General features: G+C 72.7%; 20 protein-coding genes. 8 read left to right on the top strand and 12 right to left on the bottom strand.

What is annotated here, in order from left to right:
• The first annotated feature begins 71 nt into the window (after nt 1-71).
• From IEZ27_RS46990 to IEZ27_RS47010, 5 genes are all read left to right on the top strand, one after another.
• The gene (locus IEZ27_RS46990) at nt 72-1,394 is read left to right on the top strand and encodes an MFS transporter (protein WP_189653184.1); all 1,323 of its coding nucleotides are present in this window, start codon (nt 72-74) and stop codon (nt 1,392-1,394) included.
• A gap of 74 nt (nt 1,395-1,468) precedes the next feature.
• Entirely contained in the window at nt 1,469-2,383 is a 915-nt protein-coding gene (locus tag IEZ27_RS46995; RefSeq protein ID WP_189653185.1) for a sugar kinase, read from the top strand.
• A 459-nt stretch (nt 2,384-2,842) separates the two neighbouring features.
• A complete protein-coding gene (locus IEZ27_RS47000) occupies nt 2,843-3,463 on the top strand; it encodes a bifunctional 4-hydroxy-2-oxoglutarate aldolase/2-dehydro-3-deoxy-phosphogluconate aldolase (RefSeq protein WP_189653186.1) in 621 nt (206 codons plus the stop codon).
• Nucleotides 3,460-4,197 (top strand): FadR/GntR family transcriptional regulator, encoded by a 738-nt coding sequence (locus IEZ27_RS47005; RefSeq protein WP_125648641.1) that lies wholly within the window; start codon nt 3,460-3,462, stop codon nt 4,195-4,197. The genes IEZ27_RS47000 and IEZ27_RS47005 overlap by 4 nt, the downstream gene beginning before the upstream one ends.
• Nucleotides 4,194-5,099, top strand: coding sequence for a D-isomer specific 2-hydroxyacid dehydrogenase family protein (locus IEZ27_RS47010; RefSeq protein WP_189653187.1), 906 nt, complete (start codon nt 4,194-4,196; stop codon nt 5,097-5,099). Before IEZ27_RS47005 ends, IEZ27_RS47010 begins: the two co-directional genes overlap by 4 nt.
• Before the next feature lie 259 nt (nt 5,100-5,358).
• Here IEZ27_RS47010 and IEZ27_RS47015 read toward each other — a convergent pair whose 3' ends face one another.
• The 7 genes from IEZ27_RS47015 to zwf all read right to left on the bottom strand — a co-directional run bounded on the left by IEZ27_RS47015 (nt 5,359) and on the right by zwf (nt 15,284).
• On the bottom strand, nt 5,359-7,458 hold the full coding sequence (locus IEZ27_RS47015) for a serine/threonine-protein kinase (RefSeq protein ID WP_268246127.1): 2,100 nt from the start codon (nt 7,456-7,458) through the stop codon (nt 5,359-5,361).
• 120 nt (nt 7,459-7,578) lie between these two features.
• Nucleotides 7,579-8,715, bottom strand: a complete 1,137-nt coding sequence (locus IEZ27_RS47020) for a cytochrome P450 (protein ID WP_189653189.1) — start codon at nt 8,713-8,715, stop codon at nt 7,579-7,581.
• 224 nt (nt 8,716-8,939) lie between these two features.
• Complete coding sequence (locus tag IEZ27_RS47025; RefSeq protein WP_189653190.1) at nt 8,940-9,722, bottom strand: IclR family transcriptional regulator; 783 nt, start codon at nt 9,720-9,722, stop codon at nt 8,940-8,942.
• Nucleotides 9,723-10,157: 435 nt separating this feature from the next.
• Nucleotides 10,158-10,772, bottom strand: a complete 615-nt coding sequence (eda, locus tag IEZ27_RS47030; protein WP_125648656.1) for a bifunctional 4-hydroxy-2-oxoglutarate aldolase/2-dehydro-3-deoxy-phosphogluconate aldolase — start codon at nt 10,770-10,772, stop codon at nt 10,158-10,160.
• A gap of 60 nt (nt 10,773-10,832) precedes the next feature.
• On the bottom strand, nt 10,833-11,798 hold the full coding sequence (locus tag IEZ27_RS47035) for a glucokinase (protein ID WP_125648659.1): 966 nt from the start codon (nt 11,796-11,798) through the stop codon (nt 10,833-10,835).
• Nucleotides 11,799-11,865: 67 nt separating this feature from the next.
• A complete protein-coding gene (edd, locus tag IEZ27_RS47040; RefSeq protein WP_189653191.1) occupies nt 11,866-13,809 on the bottom strand; it encodes a phosphogluconate dehydratase in 1,944 nt (647 codons plus the stop codon).
• Nucleotides 13,806-15,284, bottom strand: coding sequence for a glucose-6-phosphate dehydrogenase (zwf, locus tag IEZ27_RS47045; protein ID WP_189653192.1), 1,479 nt, complete (start codon nt 15,282-15,284; stop codon nt 13,806-13,808). Before zwf ends, edd begins: the two co-directional genes overlap by 4 nt.
• A 139-nt stretch (nt 15,285-15,423) precedes the next feature.
• Here zwf and IEZ27_RS47050 point away from each other — a divergent pair, with 139 nt between their 5' ends.
• Nucleotides 15,424-16,635, top strand: coding sequence for an ROK family transcriptional regulator (locus tag IEZ27_RS47050; RefSeq protein WP_189653193.1), 1,212 nt, complete (start codon nt 15,424-15,426; stop codon nt 16,633-16,635).
• Here IEZ27_RS47050 and IEZ27_RS47055 read toward each other — a convergent pair.
• Nucleotides 16,632-18,206, bottom strand: coding sequence for an ABC-F family ATP-binding cassette domain-containing protein (locus IEZ27_RS47055; RefSeq protein WP_189653194.1), 1,575 nt, complete (start codon nt 18,204-18,206; stop codon nt 16,632-16,634). The genes IEZ27_RS47050 and IEZ27_RS47055 overlap by 4 nt on opposite strands.
• A gap of 52 nt (nt 18,207-18,258) precedes the next feature.
• Here IEZ27_RS47055 and IEZ27_RS47060 point away from each other — a divergent pair, with 52 nt between their 5' ends.
• Nucleotides 18,259-18,891, top strand: coding sequence for a TetR/AcrR family transcriptional regulator (locus tag IEZ27_RS47060; RefSeq protein WP_189653195.1), 633 nt, complete (start codon nt 18,259-18,261; stop codon nt 18,889-18,891).
• 105 nt (nt 18,892-18,996) lie between these two features.
• Here IEZ27_RS47060 and IEZ27_RS47065 read toward each other — a convergent pair whose 3' ends face one another.
• From IEZ27_RS47065 to IEZ27_RS47075, 3 genes are all read right to left on the bottom strand, one after another.
• A complete protein-coding gene (locus IEZ27_RS47065) occupies nt 18,997-20,388 on the bottom strand; it encodes an MFS transporter (protein WP_189653196.1) in 1,392 nt (463 codons plus the stop codon).
• A 335-nt stretch (nt 20,389-20,723) separates the two neighbouring features.
• Entirely contained in the window at nt 20,724-21,350 is a 627-nt protein-coding gene (locus IEZ27_RS47070; protein ID WP_189653197.1) for a hypothetical protein, read from the bottom strand.
• A 79-nt stretch (nt 21,351-21,429) separates the two neighbouring features.
• The gene (locus tag IEZ27_RS47075) at nt 21,430-22,146 is read right to left on the bottom strand and encodes a DUF2470 domain-containing protein (RefSeq protein ID WP_229824988.1); all 717 of its coding nucleotides are present in this window, start codon (nt 22,144-22,146) and stop codon (nt 21,430-21,432) included.
• 52 nt (nt 22,147-22,198) lie between these two features.
• Between IEZ27_RS47075 and rpsD the strand changes: the two genes are divergently transcribed.
• The gene (gene rpsD / locus IEZ27_RS47080; protein ID WP_189653230.1) at nt 22,199-22,813 is read left to right on the top strand and encodes a 30S ribosomal protein S4; all 615 of its coding nucleotides are present in this window, start codon (nt 22,199-22,201) and stop codon (nt 22,811-22,813) included.
• A 75-nt stretch (nt 22,814-22,888) separates the two neighbouring features.
• Here rpsD and IEZ27_RS47085 read toward each other — a convergent pair whose 3' ends face one another.
• Complete coding sequence (locus IEZ27_RS47085) at nt 22,889-23,680, bottom strand: ion transporter (protein ID WP_125648686.1); 792 nt, start codon at nt 23,678-23,680, stop codon at nt 22,889-22,891.
• Nucleotides 23,681-23,743: the final 63 nt, after the last annotated feature.

Genomic DNA, 23,743 nt, shown 5'->3' on the forward strand with positions numbered 1-23,743 from the left:
TTCGGGGCGCGGGCGCGGGGTAAGGCACCCGTTGGCGCGGACGCCGCCCAGGAACGCCTTCGAGGTGCAGCGTGACCGAGAGCAGCAGCGGATTAACGACCGCCGAGCACAAGGCCCAGGTGCGCAAGGCGGCGACGGCCAGCGTGGTCGGCACCGCCATCGAGTGGTACGACTTCTTCCTCTACAACACCGCCGCCGCCGTGGTCTTCGCCGAGGTCTTCTTCCCGAAGTCCACGCCGTACGCGGGGACGCTGGCGGCCTTCGCGACCAACGCCGTGGGGTTCGCGGCCCGGCCGGTGGGTGCGGCGATCTTCGGTCACTGGGGCGACCGCATCGGCAGGAAGGCGACGCTCATCGTCACCCTGCTGACGATGGGCGTGGCCAGCGCGCTCATCGGCGTGCTGCCGGGCACCGGGAGCATCGGCATCGCCGCGCCGATCATCCTGGTGGTCCTGCGCGTCCTGCAGGGCATCGCGGTGGGCGGCGAGTGGAGCGGGTCGGTGCTGCTGTCGATGGAGTGGGGCGACCAGCGCCGGCGCGGGCTGATGGCGAGCTGGCCGCAGGTGGGCGTGCCCATCGGGCTGATCCTCGGCACCGGCGCGATGTCGCTGCTGGCCGCCACGACCGGCGACACGTTCAAGGACTGGGGCTGGCGGGTGCCGTTCCTGGCCAGTCTGGTGCTGGTGGCGGTCGGGCTGTGGGTGCGGCTGAAGGTGCTGGAGACCCCGATGTTCGCGCGGGTGCTGGAACGGCGGCAGGTGGCGCGGCTCCCGGTCGTCGAGGTGCTGCGCAAACACCCGAAGGAAGTGGTGCTCAGCGCGTTGCTGCGGGTGTCGGAGCAGATGCCGTTCTACCTCTACACGACGTTCGCGATCACGTACGGCACCCAGCAGCTCGGCCTGCCCCGGACGGTTGCGCTGTCGGCGGTGACGTGCGCGGCGGCGGTGGAGCTCGTCGCGATCCCGTTCTTCGGGCACCTCAGCGACCGCGTCGGGCGCAGGCTCGTCTACGCGGTCGGCGCCGCGCTGCTGGCGGTGGTGGCGTTCCCGTACTTCGCCCTGCTCAACACCGGCATCGTGCTTGTGGTCTTCCTCACGATCATGATCACCCAGATCCAGCACGCCATGGAGTACGGCCCGCAGGCCTCGCTCATCGCCGAGAGCTTCCCGACCCCGCTCCGGTACGGCGGTGCGGGCCTCGGGTATCAGCTCGCCTCGATCATCGCCGGTGGTCCGGCGCCGTTGGTCGCGACGTGGCTGCTGCACGACTACGGCTGGCAGGCCATCGCGATCTTCATGGTCGGCGCAGCGGTGGTCGGGTTCGTGGCCACGCTCGCCCTGCCGGACCGCTCCAAGATCGATATTTCGCTGCATTCCGCCTACAAGACGACCTGATCGCCATTTCTCTTGTCTTTCATGATTTGATAGCACCATTGAGCCGGTCTGGAACGACAGGAGATGGGTAAGCCGTGAGCGTCGTGGTGTGCGGTGAGGCGATGCTGCTGATGCTGGCCGAGCCCGGCATCCCGCTGGAGCGGGCCACCGTTTTTCGCCGCTCGATCGCCGGCGCGGAGTCGAACGTGGCCGCCGGCCTGGCCAGGCTCGGCCACGACGTGCGCTGGCTGGGCCGAGTGGGGGCCGACCCCGCGGGCAGGGCGGTCCTGTCCATGCTCCGGGCCGAAGGCGTCGACACCCGGCACGCCGTCGTCGACCCGGACGCGCCGACCGGGCTGCTGGTTCGTGACAGTCACCCCTTTCGGGCCATCGACGTGCAGTATCACCGTGCGGGGTCGGCCGCCTCGAGGCTGACGCCCGACGAGGTAGCGCCTGAGATGGTGAGCGGTGCGAAGATCGTCCACGTGACGGGGATCACCCCGATGTTGTCCGATTCCGCGCATCAAGCGACCTTGCGGCTGCTGGAGCTGGCAGGACAGACCGGGGCGCTGGTCTCCATCGACCCGAACGTCCGCCTCAAGCTGGGCACGCCCGGGGCGTGGCGCGAGCGGGTCGTGCCGCTGCTGGCCAGGGCGGATGTGGTGCTGGCCGGGGAGGACGAGCTTGACCTGCTCCAGGTGGATCCCGCAGTGCTGCCCGGGCTGACCGTGGTCAAGCACCGCGACAAGTCGGCCACATGCGCGGGATTGCGACAGGACGCGTTCCCGGTGCCGGTGACCGATCCCGTAGGGGCGGGGGACGGGTTCGCCGCCGGGTTCCTGTCGGGGATGTTGCGGGGTGAGCCGTACGAGGTGTGCCTGCGTGAGGGGGCGGGCGTGGCGGCGCTCGTCGTCCAGTGTGCGGCCGACACCGACGGGCTGCCGGACCGGGCGGGCCTGGACCGCGCGCTGGCTGCCTTCACCGAGCCCACCGAGACAGTCCATCGATAGCGGGCGATCAGCCAGAGATGTCATGCCGCCATGAGCGAAACCGCCGCAGACGGTCGCCGGTAACCACGAATCTGTCGAAGTCGGTCCACGACGAAACGCGAGCCCGCTGGAGGCGGTTTGTCACGCGGAGTGAGTCTGCCCATGTCGGCTGCCTTGATGAGCGAGCGCGTCGAAGGCGGGCCGGCGAGGAGCGAGGAGCGAAGAGCTCGGCGGAGGCCGTCGGATCGAAGAGCGCGCACGTGGAAGACGAGCCAACGATAAGCCTGCATACCCGATGAAAGCGGCCCGTTGGAAGTGGATGCATGGGGAAGATGGTTCGTCGGCGAGTCGGCCGGCCCGGTTGAGGAGGTCCGTTCGGAGAGGCATGCGGAGACGGTTCGCCGCCGCTGGCGGGCCCGTTCGCGGGTGAATCCGAGGCGAAGCCGTTCGGTGATGAGACAAGACCGCAGAAAGGAAGTCATGTACCGCTGGGAGATCGTCCAGGCCGTCACGCAGCAGCGTGTGTTCGGCATCGTCAGGGCCGCCGCGCCCGAGGCGGCGCTGGCGGCGGCCGAGGCCGTGCTGGACGCCGGGCTGCACGCCGTCGAGGTCGCGCTCACCACGCCCCGCGCCCTCAGCGCCGTGGCCAGGCTCACCGAGCAGCGTCCCGACGCCCTGGTCGGCGTCGGGACGGTGCTCGACGCGGCCGCCGCCAGGGCCGCCGTGGAGGCTGGCGCCCGCTTCCTGGTCTCGCCCAGCCTGCACCCCGAGGTGATCCGCGCCGGACACCGTTACGGCGTGCCGGTCTTCCCCGGCGTGGCCACTCCGACCGAGATCGTACGGGCCCTGGAGGAGGGCGCGGACGCGGTCAAGATCTTCCCGGCGTCGGCCGTGTCACCGTCCTGGCTGCGGGACGTGCGGGCGGCGCTGCCGCAGGCGCCGGTGATCCCCACCGGTGGCGTGAGCGTCGAGGACGCGCCCGAGTGGATCGCGGCCGGTGCCGTGGCCTGCGGCATGGGCTCCGCGCTGACCTCGGGCGGGCCGCGTGCCGCGGGTGAACGGGTGGCCGCGTTGCTGGCCGGGCTGGCGCGGGCCCGATGAGCGTGGAGGCGCTGCGGGGCCTGCACGGGCAGGTCGTCGACGCGGTCGGCAGGTCGCTCGCGGCGGGGGAGATCCGGGCCGGCCAGGTGCTGCGCCTGGAGGACGTCCAGGAGCGGTACGGGGTGTCCAGGACCGTCGCGCGCGAGGCCGTCCGCGTGCTGGAGTCGAAACGGGTGGTCACCAGCCGCCCTCGGGTCGGCGTCACCGTACGGCCGATGAGCGCCTGGAATCTTTATGATCCCCAGGTGATCCGCTGGCGGCTGGCCTCGCCCGGACGTGAGGCCCAGCTGCGTGAGCTGGCCGAGCTGCGCGCCGCCGTCGAGCCCGCCGCCGCCGCGCTGGCCGCGGCCAGGCAGGACCCCCGTGTCCGGGACGAGCTGGCCGCCCACGCCCGTGCCATGGACACCGCGGCGCGGGCAGGTGACCACCGGGCCTACGTCACGGCCGACGCCGCCTTCCACCGGGTGTTGCTGACCGCGTCGGGCAACGGCATGTTCGCGCAGCTCGCCGAGGTGACCGAGGTGCTGCTCGAAGCCAGGCGGGAGCTGCTGCTCCTGCCCGAACGCCTGGAGACCACCGCCATCGGACGCCATCACGAGATCGCCGAGGCGGTAGCCGCCGGGCGTCCGGACGAAGCCGCGCAGGCCGCCGCGGACATCGTCGGACGCGCCCGTGCCGAGGTCGAGCAGATCCTGGAAGACAGCCGAGTCCGCGTCACGGAGGTTCCCCGATGAGCGTCGCCGTCCACGTCGGGCCCGAACCGGTGCCCGTGCTGATCGACGCCGTACGGCGATCGGGCGGCAGCGTCGTGCCCCTGGAGGAGGCCGAGGCGATCGTCTACTACGGGCGCGGCGGGCCCGAGGAGCTGCGATCCATGATCCACGACGGTATCCGCTGGGTGCAGTTGCCCGCGGCGGGCGTCGAGCGGTACGCCGAGGCCGGGGTGATCACCGACGAGCCGGTCTTCACCGCCGCCACCGGCTCCTACGGCGTACCCGTTGCCGAGCACGCGCTGGCGCTCATGCTGGCCGCGGCCCGCAACCTGCCGCAGCTGGCGAGGGCCAGGGAGTGGGGGCGGAACGAGTCGAGGGAGTTCGCCGGCTCGACGGTCGCGATCATCGGCAGCGGGGGCATCGGCCGGGCGCTCATCAGGATGCTGGAGCCGTTCGGCTGCCAGGTGGTCGCGGTCACCGACAGCGGCCGGGCGCCCGGTGCGCAGCGCATCCTTCCGCGTGCCCGGTATCGGGAGGCGTTGCCGGAGGCCGCGTACGTCGTCCTCGCGGCGGCCACCACGCCGAGCACCAGGGGCATGATGGGCGCCCACGAGTTCGACCTGATGCGTACGGACGCCTGGCTGGTCAACATCGCCCGAGGTGCGCTCGTCGTCACCGACGACCTGGTGGCTGCCTTGCGTACGGGCCGGATCGGTGGTGCGGCGCTGGACGTCACCGATCCTGAGCCGCTGCCGCCGGGGCATCCGCTGTGGCACATGGACAACGTCCTGATCACCCCGCACACCGCGAACCCGCCGTCGTCCTACTGGCGTGGCCTGGCCGAACGGGTGGCCGCGAACGTACGCCACTTCGGCGATGGCGCCTCGCTGGAAGGTGTGGTCTCACCGGAGCAGGGGTTCTGATCGGTGGGGCGGGCGATGGCGGTGACGTTCGCCCCGGCGGTGGGGCGGCCGTGGAGCATGGGTGGCGGTGGTGCACGGGTGGTGACGTTCGGCCTCGGCGGTGAAGCACGGGTGGCCGTGTAGCACGGGTGGTGACGTTCGGCCCCGGGCGGTGGAGCACGGGGGGCGATGGTGCATGGGTGGTGACGTTCGGCCCCGGGCGGTGGTGCACGGGTGAGGGGGGAGCCTCGGGGTGGGGAGTCTCGGGTGGTGGGTGGTGTTAGCTCAGGGCTAGGCGGGCGCCGGGGCTCAGGTCTGAGTCGTGTACTTCGAGTCCGGCCGGTTCGATGCTTCTCGGCAGGTCGAACACCAGCGTGCCCGTGAAGGACTGGCTGGGGGCGATGCGGGTCGAGGTGATCTCCGCGCCGCCCTTGTCCAGGAGCTTGTTCCCGCCGTGCAGTGCCTCGTCCTTGTCGATCAGCTTCTGCTGGCCGGGGTAGAGAACGCGGGCCTCCTGGCCGACGTTGTTCACCTTGACCATGACCTGGCAACTGCGGTGGGTGGCTGACTTTGCGGCTCTGGGGCACTTTGTGTCGGTTACCGCGAACGTCAGCGTCCCGTCCTTCACCGGGCCTTCCTCGCCGATCGTGGATGAGCGGAAGATCCAGGCCAGCGTGGCCAGCACCACCACGAGGAGCACGATCGCGATCACCAGCGCGGTCACGCAGCCGGTGAAGGTGCTGCGCCTGCGGCGCGGAGGGACGTACCCGGGCAGGGGACCCTGGCCCGTCGTGTGCGGGGGCAGCGGGCCCTGACCGGTGGTCTGGTGATGGGAGAGCGGGCTCTGACCGGTTGCCTGGTGGTGGGGGAGCGGGATGTTCCCGGTCCTGTCCACGGGGGGCGGCATCAGCGGCGGGCGCGGCCCTGGGCGCTCAGCCGGGGCGGGCATCTGCGGCGCGCGCGGCCCTGGGCGCTCGGCGGGCGCGGGCATGGGCGGGCGCGGGCCGGTGCTCTCGGCCGCGGAGGGCGCGTGCGGAGGGCGTGCTCCCGTGTGGTCGGCCGCGGAGGGCGCGTGCGGAGGGCGTGCTCCCGTGTGGTCGGCCGCGGAAGGCGTGTGGGGCGGGCGCACTCCGGTGTGGTCGGACGTGGAGGGCGGCTGCGGTGGGCGTGGGCCGGCGTGGTCTGCCTGGGAGGGCATGGGGGGGCGGGGGCCTGTGCGTTCGACCGGGGACGGCGTCGCGCGTGATCCCGGGTGGTCCGCGGGTGCGGGCATGGGCGGGCGCGGGCCGGTGCTCTCGGCCGCGGAGGGCGCGTGCGGAGGGCGTGCTCCCGTGTGGTCGGCCGCAGAGGGCGTGTGAGGCGGGCGTGCTCCCGTGGGCTCGGGCGCGGACGGCATCGGCGGCATCTGCGCCTGGTGCGGCCGTTCGGCCGACGGGGGCATCGGGGGGCGGGGGCCGGTGCGTTCGGCCGGGGGCGTCATGTGGTGCAGCGGCGGGAACTCCGACGGGTTCCACGCGTTGGTCAGGTGCTTGCTGGCGGCGAGTTGCGCCGCGGGCTCGTCGGCCGCCCCCACCAGCTCCAGCAGGAGCTGCTTGGCCGCCGGGCGGCGTGCCGGGTCGGGGTGGATGGCCGCGGCGACCAGCCGGTCCAGCGGCGCGGGCAGCCCGCGCAGGTCCGGCGGCGCGGTACGGGCCCGCGCCGCCATCACGTACGCGTCCCCCTCCCCGAAGGGGTGCCCGCCGAGCCCCGCGTACGCGATCAGCGAACCCCAGGCGAACACGTCGCCCGCCGGGCTGGTACGCCCCTCGAAGACCTGCTCGGGAGCGATCCATCCGGGCGTGCCCATCACCATGCCGGCGTTCGTGTGCCGGGACTCGACGTGCGTCGAGCGGGCCAGCCCGAAGTCGATCACCCGCGGCCCGGCCAGCGTCAGCATCACGTTGGCGGGCTTGAGGTCGCGGTGCACCAGCCCCGCGGCGTGGATGGCGGTCAGCGCCGCCGCCACGCCCACGGCCGCCGAGTGCAGCACCGACGACGACAGGGCGCCGTGCTCGATCAGGTGGTCTTCCAGCGAGATGCCGTCGATGTACTCGGTGACCAGGTAGAGAACCCCGCGGTCCTCGCCGTGGTCGAGCACCCGCGCGGTGCAGAACGAGGCCACCTTGCGCGCGTTGGACACCTCTTCGTGGAAGCGCGCCCGGTAGACCGGGTCGGCCGTGAAGTCACGCCTGATGGCCTTGAGCGCGACCTTCACCCTGTCCGCGCCCCTGGCGAGGTAGACGGTGCCCATGCCCCCCGAGCCGAGCCGGCTGACCAACTCGTAGGGGCCGATTTCCGGCGGATCCTCAGGCTTCAGCGGAGTGCCTGCCGAGCGCCCCACGGTCGCCGTCCTCTCGCCGTCGTCATCCCGTCGCAAACCGAACCGTTTCCTCCGCCGGTACGCAATTTTCCACCCCAGACTCTAACGGAGAAGCCGCGGCCCGGTGGCGACGAAGACCGTTCAGCTCTGGGCCGGACGCCGCTTCAGCGGCCGCATCGTCACCCGCAGGCGGGCGGCGTTGAGCGTCTGGGGCAGCGGGCGGTGCGGCGACAGCGGCCGGCCGGACGCCTTCGGGCGGGCCGAGGCCAGGATGCCGCCCAGGAAGGCGGTGCCGACGGCGAGCATGAGGTGCACGCCGTCGCAGCGTGGCAGGGCCCACCATTCGTCGGCGGCGGTGCCGTCGAGCCAGATCTCGGGGGCGAAGGAGTCGGCGTACGGCAGGCGCGCGCTGCGCTGGTGCGGGGCGAACGGGAGGAGCACGTGGGTGCCGGCGGGCACCGGGACGCCGTACCAGTCGGTCTCCTCGGTGCTGATCCGGGACAGGGCCGGGACCGGCGGCCACAGGCGCAGGCCCTCGCGCAGGCAGGCGCGCAGGTAGTCGGAGTCGGCGCGGGCGCACTTGCGCTGGGCGGGGTAGGTGGCCAGCAGCGCGAGGGTGCGCATGAGGCTCGCGGCGGTCACGCTGAAGCCCATGAGCCAGAAGGCGGCCTGCCGCAGGCCGCGCGCCTCCGGGCCGCTGGTCCGGGCGAGCAGTCCGGCGAGGGTGCCGGGCTCGGCGCGGCGCAGGTGGTCGAGGATGCGGGCGTCGTAGCGGCCGGACAGGATCTCCTGGCGGCGTCTGGCGCGGCCCCTTCCCGCGCGCCTGACCTGGGCGAGCAGTGTGCTCAGCTCCTCGTCGCCGGCCGCGCCGGCGCCGTAGACGCATCGCCGCGCCACCCGCTGCCAGCACGCCTCCAGCCTGGCGTAGTCGACGACGCCCTCGGTCAGCGCCGCCGCCTCCTCCCGCGCCACCTCGGTGAACGCCGGTCGCAGTACGTCGCAGGGCAGCCCGGCGGCCCGCTCGCGCACGGCGGGGACGAAGGCGGGCTCGGACAACACGCGTTCGGCGTCCCGCTGGGACAACACCACCAGGGCCGTGCGGCGCGGGCCGCGGACCAGCACGGGACGGCCGCCGTACCGGATCTGCAGGCCGGTCAGCAGGGAGCGGGAGCGCAGCAGGTCGAGTCCGGGCCTCGCGTGCGGCGTGCCCGGGGGCAGCAGGGCGGCGGTCAGGCGCAGGCTCTCCAGCACGGTGGCCCTGGGCAGGCCTCTAGGCACGCGTGCCCTCTCCGGGGCCGGTCGGCGCCCGCGTGCCCGGGGTCGTCCGAGCCTGACCTCGGCGGGCCGCGGGCGCCGCCTCGGTGGCCGGGACGGCGGCCGGAGCGGGAAGGAAGTCCATGGGCTCATGCGATCGCCCGTCCGCCGGTCGCGCAAGCGGGGGTCTCGGTGGGCGGAACGTTTTCGGGCCGCGCCTTATGGAGCGTTCCAAGGGCCGGAACGCCTCAGGCCGCCACGAGCGCGGCCGTGATCGCCTGGGCGGCGCCGCGTACCGTGAGGCCGAGCCGGGCCAGCGGCGCCGATGTGGCCGGGGCCGCCACCCCCACCGACATGCACACGCCGCCGCCGGGGCCGAAGACCGGGGCGGCCACGCACGACACGCCCTCGGTGTACTCCTCCTGCGCGTACGCCACGCCGTACCGGCGGACCTGGGCCAGTTCCCGCTCCAGCGCGGCCTGGCCGGTGATCGTACGGCGGGTCAGGCGTTCGAAGCCGCCGCGGCCGAGCAGTTCCTCGCGCAGGCCTGGGTCGAAGGCCAGCAGCGCCTTGCCGGTCGCCGTGCAGTGCAGCGGCGCGAGGTCCGTGCCGTCGGAGCGGGAGCGTACGCGGTCGTGGTCGTACAGGCGCTCGACGTAGCGGGCCTCCAGCCCGGCGGGCACGGCCAGGTTGACCGTCTGCCGGGTGGTCTCCTGAAGGCACAGCAGGTACGGCAGCACCACCCGCCGCGAGCCCGGGATGCGGCCGCGGGCGATGCCCGCCATCGTCTCCAGCTGCCTGCCCGGCAGGTAGCCGGTGCCCACGCGGCGGACCAGTTCGCGCGCGCACAGTACGCCGAGGATCCGGTGGGCGGTCGACTTGGGCAGGCCCGTGCTCCGGCAGAGCTGGGCCAGGCTGACCGGCCGGGGCGCCGCGCTCAGCGCGAGAAGGATGTCGATGCCCCGCTCCAGGCTCCCCGGCGTCGTCACCGGACGCGCGAGGTCTTCCTTACGGGCCGTTTCCAGCGGCATGGTGGTCCCTTTCGCTCTCCGAGGAGCGGATGGGGCTTCCCGGGGCTGCGGCTTGACAACCCTTGCCCTACCCCGCCGCCGCGCGTCCGAATACCCGGTTCGGCGCGGGCTGATGATCTCCGCGTACACGGAAACGGCCACTTCGGCGGGGGTTTTGCGCATATATTCGGAATTATGGGCGCAAGTGCCCGCTCACCACCGTCCACCCCCGCCGGCACGGAGGAGCGTCACCACCGAGGGAACGTGTGCCTGGGTGCGACAGCCGTCCACGAGTACCGCCGCACGCGGTCCCCGGCCGCCGAGTGCGGGAAGGCCAGGGGTGAGGGCGCGAAGGCCAGGGACGAAGGCGCGAAGGCGAAGGCCAGGGACGAAGGCGCGAAGGCGAAGGCCAGGGACGAAGGCGCGAAGCCCGTCGTCCCTGGCCGGTCTTCGGGGTTATCGGCGCAGGGCGGCCGCGTCGGCGGCGAGCTTCTCCACGCGGGCCCAGTCGCCCGTGGCCAGTGCGTCGGCGGGGGTGAGCCAGCTTCCGCCCACGCAGCCCACGTTGGGCAGCGCCAGGTAGTCGGCGGCGCTCTCGGCCCGGATGCCGCCGGTCGGGCAGAAACGTACGTCCGGCAGCGGCCCGGCCAGCGACTTCAGGTACGGCACGCCGCCCGCCGCCTCGGCCGGGAAGAACTTCAGCTCCTTGATCCCCCGCTCGGCCAGCGCCATCACCTCCGAAACGGTGGCGGCCCCCGGCAGGTACGGCACCCCGCTCGCCTCCAGCGCCTCGACCAGCGACAACGTCGTGCCCGGCGACACCAGGAACCGGGACCCGGCAGCCACGGCCGCCGAGATGTCGGCCGTGGTACGGATCGTGCCCGCCCCGACCGTGGCCCCCGGCACCTCCGAGGCGATCCGCTCGATCGCGCCGAGCGCGGCCGGCGTGCGCAGCGTCACCTCGATGACGGGCAGCCCGCCCGCGACCAGCGCCTCGGCCATCGGCACGGCGGTCGCCACGTCGTCGATCACCACGACGGGGATCACGGGGGCCAGGTCGAGCAAGCTCATGAGAGTCTTCTCCTCATCGGCCGGGGTTCACGGCCGATCTAGTGATGATCAGGTTGTGCGTCAGCCCACGAGCTCGGTGGTGGCCCGCTGGCGCAGCCAGGCGGCCGCGCCGGTGAGCGCCGGCTGGGGCGCGACGATCAGGGTGGTGGCGATCGCCTCCAGGTAGCGGGGCATGTCAGGGTTGCCGACGAACCGGGCACGGAAGCCGCTGGCCCGTACGCGTTCCACGATACGGGGCAGCACGCCGCCGCCCAGATAGACCCCGCCCCTGGCGCCCAGGGTGAGCGCGACGTTCCCGGCGAAGCCGCCCAGCATCTCGCAGAACACCTCGACGGTCTCCGCACAGAGCGAGTCGTCCAGCCGGGCCACGATGTCGGAGGCGGTCAGGTCGGGCGCGGCCACGCCGTTGACCTGGGCCAGCGCCCGGTGCAGGCGTACGAGGCCGGGGCCGGACAGCAGGTGCTCGGCCACCACGTGCGTCAGGCCCCCGGCCTGCAGCACCCGTACGATCTCCTGCTCCCGCCGGTCGATCACCGGCACCGTGACGTGCCCGCCCTCGCCCGGGATCGGCGTCCAGCCCCGGTCGGTGGGCACGAGCCCGCCCACGCCGAGCCCGGTCCCCGGCCCCAGCACCGCCTTGACGCCGTGGGAGGGTTCGGGCCCGCCCAGGGAGACCAGGTCGCCGCCCTCCAGGTGGGGCAGCGACACGGCCAGCGCCTCGAAGTCGTTGAGCAGCACCGCGTACGGGATGCCCAGGTCGCGTACGGACCCGGCCCACGCCGAGTTCGTCAGCCGGTAGCGGTCGCCGTCGATCGGCCCGGCCAGCGCGAGGCAGGCCGCGCCAGGTCGCGCCCCGCCCGCGTGCTCGGCGAGGTAGGCGTCCACGGCGTCGGGCAGGGTGGCGTAGGCGGAGCCGGCCAGCACCGCGACGTTCGAGGGCCGGGCCTGCGGCGAGGTGACCAGCCCGAACCGGGCGTTGGTCCCCCCGATGTCGGCGACCAGCCAGGGAAGGTCAAAGGCACTCATCGCACACCTCCGGTGCTCCGGGCGAGGCCAAGATCGCACGCCGTCACCGGAAGAATGCCACGAACCCTCACCGGGGCAGTCCGGTGGCCCGGCTGCCCACCGGCGTGCCCGTCTCCAGGTGGGAGGCGCCCGCCTCGGTGGGGAAGCCCAGCCCGGGACCGTGGTGGGGCGACTCGGCGCCGCTCACCCCGAAGATCCCGGCGCCCTGCTCGGCGTGCCCGGCCATGCGGCGGAACGCGGCGAACAGCTCACGTCCCGTGCCGACCCACTCCGCGTCGCTCAGCGGCCGGCCCTCGGGCGTGCGGCGGCCCAGCTCCTCGGCGGGCACCAGCAGCTCCAGCGTCCCGGCGGCCGAGTCGAGTCTGATCACGTCGCCGTCGCGGACGAGCGCGATCGGCCCGCCGTCGGCGGCCTCGGGGGACAGGTGGATGGCCGCGGGCACCTTGCCCGAGGCGCCCGACATGCGGCCGTCGGTGACGATCGCCACCCGCTGTCCGCGGTCGAGCAGCACGGCCAGCGGCGGCGTGAGCTTGTGCAGCTCGGGCATGCCGTTGGCGCTGGGGCCCTGGTAGCGGATGACGGCCACGAAGTCCTGGCCGTCGAGTTCGCCGGCCTCGAAGGCGCGCAGCAGGTCGAGCTGGTCGTCGAAGACCTTGGCCGGGGCCTCGATCACCAGGTGCTCGGCCTTGACCGCCGAGACCTTGCTGACGGCCCGGCCGAGGTTGCCCTCGAGCATGTGGATGCCGCCGTCGGCCGAGAACGGCTCGGCGACCGGGCGCAGCACGCCGAGGTCGGAGCTGCCGCCCGTGACCGGCGCCCAGGTCAGCGTGCCGTCCGTCAGCGTCGGCGCCTCGCGGTAGCGGTCCAGGCCGGGCCCGGCGACGGTCAGCACGTCGCCGTGCAGCAGGCCCTCGTCCAGCAGGTCGCCGATGAGCACCTGCATGCCGCCGGCGTCGCGGAAGTGGTTCACGTCCGCCTGGCCGTTGGGGTAGATCTTGGTCAGCGACGGCACGACGCGCGACAGGCAGGCCAGGTCGTCCCAGGTCAGCACGAGGCCCGCGGCGGCGGCCATGGCGACCAGGTGCAGCGTGTGGTTGGTGGAGCCGCCGGTGGCCAGCAGCGCGACGCACGCGTTCACGATCGACTTCTCGTCTACCAGCTCGCCGATCGGCGTGTACTCCGGGCCGTGCGCGGTGATCTCCACGGCGCGGCGGCCGGTCGCCTCGGTGAGGGCGTGGCGCAGCTCGGTGTGCGGGTTGACGAAGGTCGAGCCGGGCAGGTGCAGGCCCATGACCTCCATCAGCGCCTGGTTGGAGTTGGCGGTGCCGTAGAAGGTGCAGGTGCCGGGGGAGTGGTAGGACTCGGCCTCGGCGTCCAGCAGCTCGGCCCGTCCGACCTTGCCCTCGGCGAAGAGCTGCCGGGTACGCGCCTTGACCTTGTTCGGCAGCCCGGACGTCATCGGCCCGGCCGGGACGAAGATCGCCGGCAGGTGCCCGAAGTGCAGCGCGCCGATGAACAGGCCCGGCACGATCTTGTCGCAGACGCCCAGCAGCAGCGTCGCGTCGAACATGTCGTGCGACAGCGCGACGGCGGTCGCCATGGCGATCACGTCGCGGCTGTAGAGGGACAGCTCCATGCCCGCGCGGCCCTGCGTGATGCCGTCGCACATCGCGGGCACGCCGCCGGCGACCTGCGCCACGCCGCCCGCCCTGCGCACCGCCGCCTTCAGCTCCGGCGGGTAGGTCTCGTACGGCTGGTGGGCGGAGAGCATGTCGTTGTAGCTGGTCACGATGGCCACGCCGGGCTTGGCCGAGCCGCGCAGCGACGGCTTGTCCTCCTCGGGCGCGGCCGCGAAGCCGTGCGCCAGGTTCGCGCAGCCCAGGTGGGCCCGCGCCGGTCCCTTGGCCCGCGCCGCCTCGCCGTCGCGCCGGATCCGCGCCAGATAGGCGGTACGGCTGGCCGCGCTGCGCTCGGCGATCCGATCGGTGATCTCCTGGATGACGGAATTCACAGGTCTTCCTCCTCGTGCCAGGCGCGACCGCTGCGGCCGAGCAGTTCGTGTGCCCCGGCGGGGCCGGTGGTGCCCGCGGGGTAGGGCTCGGGCAGGTCGGCGGAGGACTCCCAGGCCGCCAGGATCGGATCGATCCAGCGCCAGGCCGCCTCCACCTCGTCACGCCGCATGAACAGCGTCGGGTTGCCCGCCAGTACGTCGGTCAGCAGCCGCTCGTACGCCTCCGGCACCCGCGCCGTGAACGTCTTGCCGAAGCTCAGCGACAGCGGCACCGGCTTCAGCATCACCTCGCCCGCGCCCGGCTCCTTGGCCATGATGTGCAGTTCGATGCCCTCCTCGGGCTGCAGCCGCAGCACCAGGCGGTTCGGCGTGCCGCCGGGGAAGATGGAGTGCGGCACGTCCTTGAACTGCACCACGATCTCCGACCGCCGGTACGGCATGCGCTTGCCGGTACGCAGGTAGAACGGCACTCCCGCCCACCGCCAGTTCTTGATCTCCGCGCGGATCGCGGTGAACGTCTCCACCCGCCGCGAAGCCTCGGTCGTCGGCGTGGAGGCGGGCTCGTCCAGGTAGGACGGCATGCCGTCGGCCTCGGTGTACTGGCCGCGCACGGTGAAACGGTCCACCTCGGTCCCGACGATCGGCCGCAGCGACTGCAGCACCTTGACCTTCTCGTCGCGGATGGACTCGCGGTCGTTGCGGGCCGGCGGCTCCATCGCGGTCAGCGTGAGGAGCTGGAGCAGGTGGTTCTGCACCATGTCGCGCAGCGCGCCCGCGTGGTCGTAGTAGCCGCGCCGGCCCGGCGTGCCGACGGTCTCGGCGGCGGTGATCTGGACGTGGTCGATCCACAACGAGTTCCAGATCGGTTCGAGGAAGGCGTTGGCGAAGCGCAGCACCAGCAGGTTCTGCACCGTCTCCTTGCCCAGGTAGTGGTCGATGCGGAAGATCTGGCGCTCGTCGAAGATGGCGCCGACCTCGTCGTTGATCCGCTGCGCGCTGGGCAGGTCGCGGCCGAGCGGCTTCTCCAGCACCACCCGCGAGAGCGGCGTGACCAGGCCGGCCTCCTCCAGCTCGCGGCAGAAGGGGCCGAACGTCATCGGCGGGCTGGCCAGGTAGAACACCCGGTCGCGCTGCTCGTGACCGGCCAGCAGCCTGGTCAGCGCGCCCCAGCCGGACTTGTCCTCGCCGCCGACGTCCACCGACACGTGGTGCAGGCGGCCGAGGAAGCGCTGCCACATGGCGGGGTCGTCCACGGGGACCTGGTCGCGTACCTCGGCGTCCACCTTGCCGCGGAAGTCGGCGTCGGTCAGCCCGCCCCGGGACATGGCGATGACGCGCGTCTCCGGGGACAGCCGGCCGTCCCTGTCGCTGTGGTAGAGCGCCGGGATCAGCTTGCGCATGGACAGGTCGCCGGTGCCGCCGAAGACGACGAGATCTGCGGTATGGGCAGGGCCGGCAGTCGAGAGGGGGGACAAAACGAAGCTCCGTTGATCTACCAAGAAGGACAGAACGGACACTAACGAGAGTTCGGGTCGTACACAAGCGGAGTTTTGGCATCTGAGATGAAAAAGTCTTCACTTTCCATTACCGAAGCCCATGTGATTCACTTGGCCGATGCCTCGACGTACCACCGCGACCCTCGCCACGAGTGGCGAGGTGCTCCGCCTCATCCGCACGGGAGAGGCCGTCACGCGCGCCGACCTCGGCCGGGTGACCGGCCTGTCGCGCCCGGCGGTGCAGTTGCGTGTCGGCGAGCTGCTCGAACGCGGCCTGGTCGTCGAGCGCACCGACGCCCCCTCCACCGGCGGCCGCCCGCCGGTCCGGCTGGAGTTCAACTCCGGCGGCGGCGTCGTCCTGGTGGCCGCGCTCGGCGCGAGCCGCACCAGGGTCGCGGTCTGCGACCTGGCCGGGCGCGAGCTGGCCGGCCAGGACTTCTTCATCGACGTCGAGCTGGGCCCCGACGCCGTGCTCCCGCTGCTCATGGACACCTGGGACGACCTGCTCGGCGACCGCCCCCGCTCCCTGATCAAGGGCGTGGGCATGGGCGTGCCCGCCACGGTCGAGTTCGCCCAGGGCCGTACGGAGAGCGCCAGGGTGATGGCCTCGTGGACCGGCGTGGTCATCCCGCCCGTCATCCGCGAGCGTTTCCCCGTACCGGTGCTCGTGGACAACGACGTCAACGTGCTGGCCATCGGCGAGCACCGCGGCGCCTACCCCGACCTCGACGACCTGATGTTCGTGAAGGTCTCCACCCGGATCGGCGCGGGCGTGATCGCCGGCGGCGAGATCCTGCGCGGCGCGATGGGCGCGGCCGGCGAGATCGGCCACATCCCGGTGCTCGACGGCGGCGGCGTGTTGTGCCGCTGCGGCAACACCGACTGCGTCGACTCCGTCGCCAGCGGCACCGCGCTGCTGCGCGACCTGCGCGAGGCGGGTAAGGACGTCAGGACCATCGCCGACGTGACCGCGCTGGTACGCGCCGGCGACGCCGAGACGATGGCGACGGTTCGCACGGCCGGCCGCAGGATCGGCGAGGTGCTGGCCGGGGCGGTCAACATCCTCAACCCGTCGGTCGTGGTGCTCGGCGGCGACGTGGCCGAGGCGTTCGGCCCGCTGGTGTCGAGCATCCGCGAGGTCGTCTACCGCCGCTCGACCGCCCTGGCGACCCGGCGGCTGCGCATCGAGCCGAGCCGGCTCGGCGCGGGGGCGGGCATCAGCGGCTGCGCGGTCATGGTGCTCGACCACGTGCTCTCGCCGGAGGCGGTGGACGAGACGATGACGGTCTCGACGCTGCGCCGCGAGCGCGGCCTGGCCGCCTCCAGCTAGAGGTCCCAGCGGGGTTCGGCGCTCTCCCGCACCACCCCGTCCGCGCCGAAGACCAGGTGACGGTCCAGGTCGTCGGCGAACCAGCGGTCGTGCGTGACCGCCAGCACCGTCCCCTCGAAGCCGTCCAGGCCCTCCTGCAGCGCCTGCGCGCTGGCCAGGTCGAGGTTGTCGGTCGGCTCGTCGAGCAGCAGCAGCGTCGCGCCGGACAACTCCAGCAGCAGGATCTGCAGCCGGGCCTGCTGGCCGCCGGACAACGTCTCGAACCTCTGGCCGCCGGCCGGCGCCAGCTCGTAGCGGGCCAGCGCCGCCATGGCCTCGTTCCTGGTCAGTGCGTACGTCTGCGTCACCAGCTCGGCGATCGGCCGTCCGCGCAGGTCGGGCCGCAGGTGGGTCTGGGCGAAGTGGCCGGGGACGACGCGGGCGCCCAGCCGCGCCACGCCGGTGTGCGCGACCGGCTCACCGGCCAGCAGGCGCAGGAAGTGGCTCTTGCCGGTGCCGTTCAGGCCGAGCACGCCGACCCGCTCGCCGTAGGCGAGCTGCGCGGAGAAGGGCCGTACCAGCCCGGTCAGTTCCAGGTCCTCGCACGTCACGGCCCGTTTCCCGGTACGCCCCCCGCGCAGCCGCATCCGGACGTTCTGCTCCTTCGGCGGGCGGCTCGGCGGCCCCTCGCGCTCGAACCGCTCCAGCCTGGAGACCGCCGACCGGTACGCCCCCGCCAGCGCGTCGTTGTTGGCCGAGCGCTGTCGCAGCACGTGCACGAGCCGGCGCAGCCTGGCCCGCTCGTCCTCCCAGCGCCGCCGCCGTTCCTCCAGTCGCTCGCCGCGCCGCCTGCGGGCCTCGGCGTAGCCGGCGAAGCCGCCGCCGTGCACCCACACCTCGCGCCCCTCCACGGTGACCACGCGGTCGGCCGCCTCGGCCAGCAGCCGCCGGTCGTGCGAGACCAGCAGCACGGTCTTGGCCGACCCCCTGACCGCCCGCTCCAGCCATTGCTTGGCCGGCACGTCCAGGTAGTTGTCCGGCTCGTCGAGCAGCAGGATCTCGTCCGGGCCGCGCAGCAGCGCCGCCAGCATCAGCCGCTTCTGCTCCCCGCCGGACAACGTCGCCAGGCTGCGGGCCGCGACCCGCTCGTACGGCAGCCCGAGCGCCTCGGTCGCGCACGCGTCCCACACGACCTCCAGCTCGTAGCCGCCCGCGTCGGCGAAGTCGGAGACGGCTTGGGCGTAGGCGAGCTGCCGCGGCTCGTCGTCGCACGCCCTGATCTCCGACTCTGCGCGGTCCAGCTCGGCGGCGGCCTCCCGCACCCGTGCGGGCGCGACGCCCAGCAGCAGGTCACGCACGCTCCCCGTGCCCAGGAACTGCCGCATCACCCCGACGCCGCCGCCGGTGGAGATCCGCCCGTCGTCGGGCCGCAGATCGCCCGCGATCAGTCGCAACAGCGTCGTCTTGCCCGCGCCGTTGGGGCCGACGAGCGCCGCCTTGGCGCCCTCGCCCACCTTGAACGACGCCTCCAGCAACAACGGCCGCCCGTCGGGCAGCAGGTACGTCACGCCGCTCACCTCGATATGACCCATGTTCCATTACTAGACCATCGATCCGGTTCGCGTACAACGTATTATCCGTGTCGTGGACAACGTATGGGTGCGCCCCCGCAAGGACGCCAAGCCCAGGCTGACGCTCGACCGGATCGTCGCCGAGGCGCTCGCGCTGCTCGACGAGGAGGGCGTGGGCAAGCTGACCATGCGCCACCTGGCCGAACGCCTCGACACCGGCTCGACCACCCTCTACTGGCACGTCCGTACCAAGGAGGACGTCCTGGACCTGGCGCTCGACGCCGTCTTCGGCGAGGTCCCGCTGCCCGGGGACCGCGACGACTGGCGGACGGCCGCGCGCGACCTGATGCGCGGCTGGCGCGCCGCACTGCTGCGCCACCCCTGGTCGGCCACCATCCTCGACCGCCCGCTCATGGGCCCCAACGCCCTGGACCGTACCGAGTTCCTCTATCGGACGTTGTCCGGGGCGGGCCTCGACGGCCCTCGGGCCGCCTACAGCCTGTCCAACTACGTCATGGGCTCGGTCATCATGCAGGTCACCTGGCAGCGCCGCGACGGGCTCGACGCCGGGGCGTTCCTGCGCGAGCGGGCCGCCCGCTACCCGGCGCTGGCCGAGCACGGCCTCGGCCACGACTGGGACGCCACCTTCGACACCGGCCTCGCCTACCTCCTGCACGGAATGGCCCGCGAGACCGGCCACCCCTGACCAGCCGAAAGACCGGCCCCGGTTGCCGGGGCCGGTCTTTCAGGGCCGGTCTTTCAGGGCCGGTCTTTCAGGGCCGGTCTTTCAGGGCCGGTCTTTCGGGGGCGGTCAGAAGTCGGCGCGCGCCTGGCGGGGCAGCAGCAGCCCGGCCGCGAACGTCAGGGCGATCATCCCGGCCGCCACCCACAGCGCCGCCTCCGCGCCGCCGGACCCGAAGGAGACCGACCCCAGCAGAGCCACTCCCAGCGCCGCGCCGACCTGCTGCAACGCGGTGAGCGCACCCGAGGCCGACCCGGTCTCGCCCGGCTCGACGGCGGCCATCACGATCCCGAAGTAGGGGCTCATGATCAGTCCGCTGCCCAGTCCGGTCACCGCCAGCGCGGGGGCGAGCTGCCACGGGGTGACGCCGGGCCCGGCGATCGCGATGACGAGCAGCACGCCGGTCGCCATGACGACCGCGCCCGACAGCAGCACGCGCCGGCCGTACCGGGCCGTGGCCTGCGCGATGCCCATGCCCGCGATCATGCCGAGCGACGAGGGCACCCCGGTCAGGGCCGACTTGAGCGGCGAGAAGCCGAGCTCGAGCTGGGTGTAGAGCCCGACCACGAACAGGACCCCCGCGAAGGCCGCGAAGTAGACCGTACCGGTCGCCATCCCGGCCACGAACGCCCGCTTGGCGAACAGGCTCGGCGCCACCAGCGGGTCGCCACCGCGCGCGGCCTTCCTGCGCTCGTAGGCGCCGAAGATCACGAACACCGCGCCGGAGGCGGCCAGCATCGCGTACGTCCAGGCGGGCCAGCCGTACTCGCCGCCCTGCACGAGCGGGAAGACGGCCAGCACGGTGCCCAGGGAGGCAAGCGCCGCGCCGGGCAGGTCGAGCCGTACGCCGCCGGCCGGACGGTTCCGCGGCAGGAGGCGTAGGGCGGCGAGCGCGGTCCCGACGCCGATCGGCAGGTTGATCAGGAAGATCAGCCGCCAGTCGAAGCTGGTCAGCACACCCGCCAGGATCGGCCCGCCCACCGCCGACAACCCCATGACCGGCCCGAACAGCCCGAACGCCGTCTGCAACTCCTTGGGCGGGAACATCTCCTTCATCAGCCCCATGCCCTGCGGGATCATCGCCGCCCCGAACAACCCCTGTACGACCCGGGCCGCGATCACGGTCTCGGGCGAGAACGCGACCGCGCACAGCAGCGAGCCGATCGTGAACCCGGTGATCCCGATGAGGAACATGCGCCTGCGCCCGACGATGTCGCCGAGCCGCCCGCCGGTCAGCAGCCCCGCCGTCATGGCCAGCGTGTACGCCGCGCCGAGCCACTGGATGAGCGACGTGCCGCCGCCGAGGTCGGACCGCATGGTGGGCCCGGCGACGGTGGTGACGGTGGCGTCGAGGAGCTCCATGACGGACCCGGCGAGGACGACCGCGAGCGCGGCCCAGCGGCGACGGTACGGCTGCTCGGCGGGCGACGTGTCCGCGGGACGGATGTCGAGGGCGGTCATCTCTGGCCTCCAGGATCGGAACGGTTTGCTCTGTTCCACAATAACAGAACGGAACGCTTCATTCCACATTGAAGGCCGGGAGATGCCGAGCCGGTGCAAGGGTGTGCGCCCTCGGGAGGCGGAGGGATGTGGCGACGCCGAGAGAGCGGCTCGAAAGGCGCGCATTGGGGCACTTCGGAAGGTGGGGCCTGCGGGCTTGTCGCGGAGGAGGCTCGGCGGCGCGGCCGTGCGCGCATGGCGGGCTGCGATCGGTCAGGCGCGTAGGGCGGGCGGCGGGACCGGTCGGGCGAGGAGCGGGCCGGTGGCGGGACCGGTCGGGGGCGTGGGGCGGCGGGTCAGCGGGGGCCGTGGGTCTTGGAGGGGTGGCGGCCTGGGGGTGTGCCGTGCGGGTGGGTGGGGGTGTTCGTCGGTGCGGAGGTGTTCGGCGGAGGCGTCGTGGGACGCGGGGTGGAGCCGCGCGAGGGGGAGGGCGACGGCGGGTTGGCGGGGGAGGTGGCGGCGGTGCCGGGGGTGGTCGAGCCCGGTCGGCGCGTCTCCCGTTCGGCGCCCGGGCGGACCGCGGCGGGCTTGGAGTCGGACGCGGAGGGCCCTGTGCCTGCCACGGTACGGCCCGTGCCGGTCGCCGTGGGTCTCGTGCCGGTCGCGGTCCGGCCCGTACGGGTCCTGGCGGGGTCAGGGACGCCGGAGGAGGTGACGGCGGCCGGCTCCGACGACTTCGCCACGACGGGACCGGAGTCGACGGCCGCCGGATTCGGCTCGCTGGACGTCCACCGCCCCCCGTGCGGCCAGTCCACGGGATCGAGGCCGGGCGAGTTGAACGCGTCGCCCATCAACGCCCCCGCCGTGGCCAGCATGAGCGTGCCCGCCAGCACCCCGGCGGTCATCAGCGCACGCCCGCGCCGCGCGTTCGCCCCGGGCTTGGGGGAGGCGGGCGTGGCCGTTGCTCGATGGGATCCGCTCACGTCCTCCGATCGTAGTGACCTGTGGGCATGGGTCAGCCAGTAGTGGACGGCTGACCGGAAAACACGCAGTCAATCGTGATCAACACCCGCACAGCAGGCCGCGCAGCGCCGTCTCCAGGCACAGGCCCGAGCGGGCGGGGACCGGCCACGGGAAGCGCACCAGCGAGTCGTCCACGCGCACGGTCGCGCCGTACCGGTCGAGCTCCCACAACCACACCTCGCCGGGGTCCTCGCCGAGCTGCCTGGCCACACCCGCGGTGAGCTGCGGCCGGTGGGACTCGTTGACGTGCGCGACAACCCGTTCGGCCGTCTCGGTCAGCGGGTCGGGGGTCGCGCCGAGGTAGTCGTCGGCGTCGAGCATGCCCGACTCCTGGCCGGTCAGGTAGACGACCTGGGCCACGTCCAGGCGCAGCAGGCGGGGGGCGTCCGGCCGGCCGTACCGCTCCAAAGCCTCGAACAGGCCCTCGTCGGCGCACTGCGCCGCCACCGCCACCGCCGCCGAGCGGGCCTGCGACTCCGGTACGGCCTCCGCCCAGCCCTGCACCTCGATCATCGCCCGCGGGTGCGTCACCGTGCCGAGCCGGCGCATGGCGGTCAGGTTCACCGCGACCACCGCGTCCTCGCGCAGTCCGTGCAGCGGCTCGCCGGGGTGCACCAGCAACACCGGACGGCCCCCCTCGTCCACGCCACCACGGGCGGGGGAGTGGCCGCCGTCCACCGTGAGCTTGGCCAGCGTCGAGGTCGAGGCGAGAGTACGGATCCGCTCGGCGAGGGGCAACATTGAGATCACATCCACTGGTAGGTTAGCCTTACCTAAGTAAGGATTACCTAACCACACCGAGGTGAACGTGCGCTACACCGGCCCGAAGGTGCGACTGTCGCGTCGCGCGGGCGTCCCGCTGACCAGGAAAGCCGTCCGCTACTTCGAGCAGCGCCCCTACCCGCCGGGCGAGCACGGCCGCAAGACCAACCGCCGCAACACCGGCGACTACGGGCTGCGGCTGCTGGAGAAGCAGAAGCTGCGCTGGTACTACGACGTGTCGGAGCGGCAGCTGCGCCGCTACTGGGACCTGGCGGTGCGCAAGCCGGGCGCCTCGGGCGCCGAGCTGGTCACGATCCTGGAGACCCGCCTCGCCTCCCTGGTGCTGCGGGCCGGCTTCGCCCCGTCGATCTACGCGGCCCGGCAGTACATCAGCCACGGCCACATCGCCGTGGACGGCCGCAAGGTGGACATCCCCAGCTACCTGGTCAAGCCTGGCCAGATCATCACCGTACGGGAGCGCTCGCGGCGTATGCAGCCCTTCGTGGCCGCCGCCGAGGGTGTGCACGCCGACGAACGCCTCGCGCCCTACCTGTCGGCCGACCATGCCGACCTGCGTTTCACCCTCGTCTCCAGGCCCGAGCGCGAGCAGATCGCCGTCCCCGTGGACGAGCAGCTCGTGGTGGAGTTCTACTCGCGCTAGCCGCGACCTGACCTCGCACTTCGCCATGACCGCCGGTCACGGCCCCGGCGGCCGTGACCGGCGAGCGGCGCGGGGTCAGCCGGAGACGCCTTGCCGGCGTAGCTCGGCGACCTCGCGGCGCAGGGCGCTCAGCTCGTCCAGGATGCGCTGGGTGTGTACGGTGTTGTCCTGCTCCAGCGCGGCCCGTTCCTCGGCCGACTCCTCGTCCATGGCGCTCACCACGACCGCCATGAACAGGTTCAGCACGACGAACGTGCACACCAGGATGAAGATGGTGAAGAAGATCCAGGCGGTGGGGTGGGCGGTCATGACCTCGCGGGCGATGTTGCCCCAGTCGTCGCCCGTCATCGTCTGGTAGAGGGTGAACAGCGAGGTCGGCAGACTGCCGAAGCGTTCGGGGGAGGCGCCGCCGTACAGCTTGGTGGCCATGACGGCGGCGACGTACAACACCAGGGAGAGCAACAGGACGATCGAGCTCATCCCGGGCAGCGCGCGCAGCAGCGCCGAGACCACCCGCCGCAGGCTCGGCACCACCGACAGCAGGCGCAGGGCCCGCAGGATGCGCAGCGAGCGCAGCACCGACAGTCCGCCCGTCGCCGGGACCAGGGCGATGCCCACGATCGCGGTGTCGAACAGGTTCCATGGGTCGCGTACGAACGCCGAGCGCTCGACGTAGATCTTGGCCGCCAGCTCGGCCACGAAGATGTAGAGGGCGATGTGGTCGATCGCGACGAGCACGTGGCCGAACTCGCCGACGACGGCGGGGACGGTCTCCAGGCCGAGGGTGGCCGCGTTGACCAGGATGACGCCGACGATGAAGCGCTGGAAACGCCGGTCGGCGAGGAGGGCATGGACGCGTTCACGCACGGGGGCAGGCTCCTAATGATCGGTCATGTGCCGTTCCATGATGCAGCAACATGATCAAGGAGT

The sequence above is a fragment of the Nonomuraea spiralis genome, from assembly GCF_014648435.1.
GTDB classification, from domain to species: domain Bacteria; phylum Actinomycetota; class Actinomycetes; order Streptosporangiales; family Streptosporangiaceae; genus Nonomuraea; species Nonomuraea spiralis.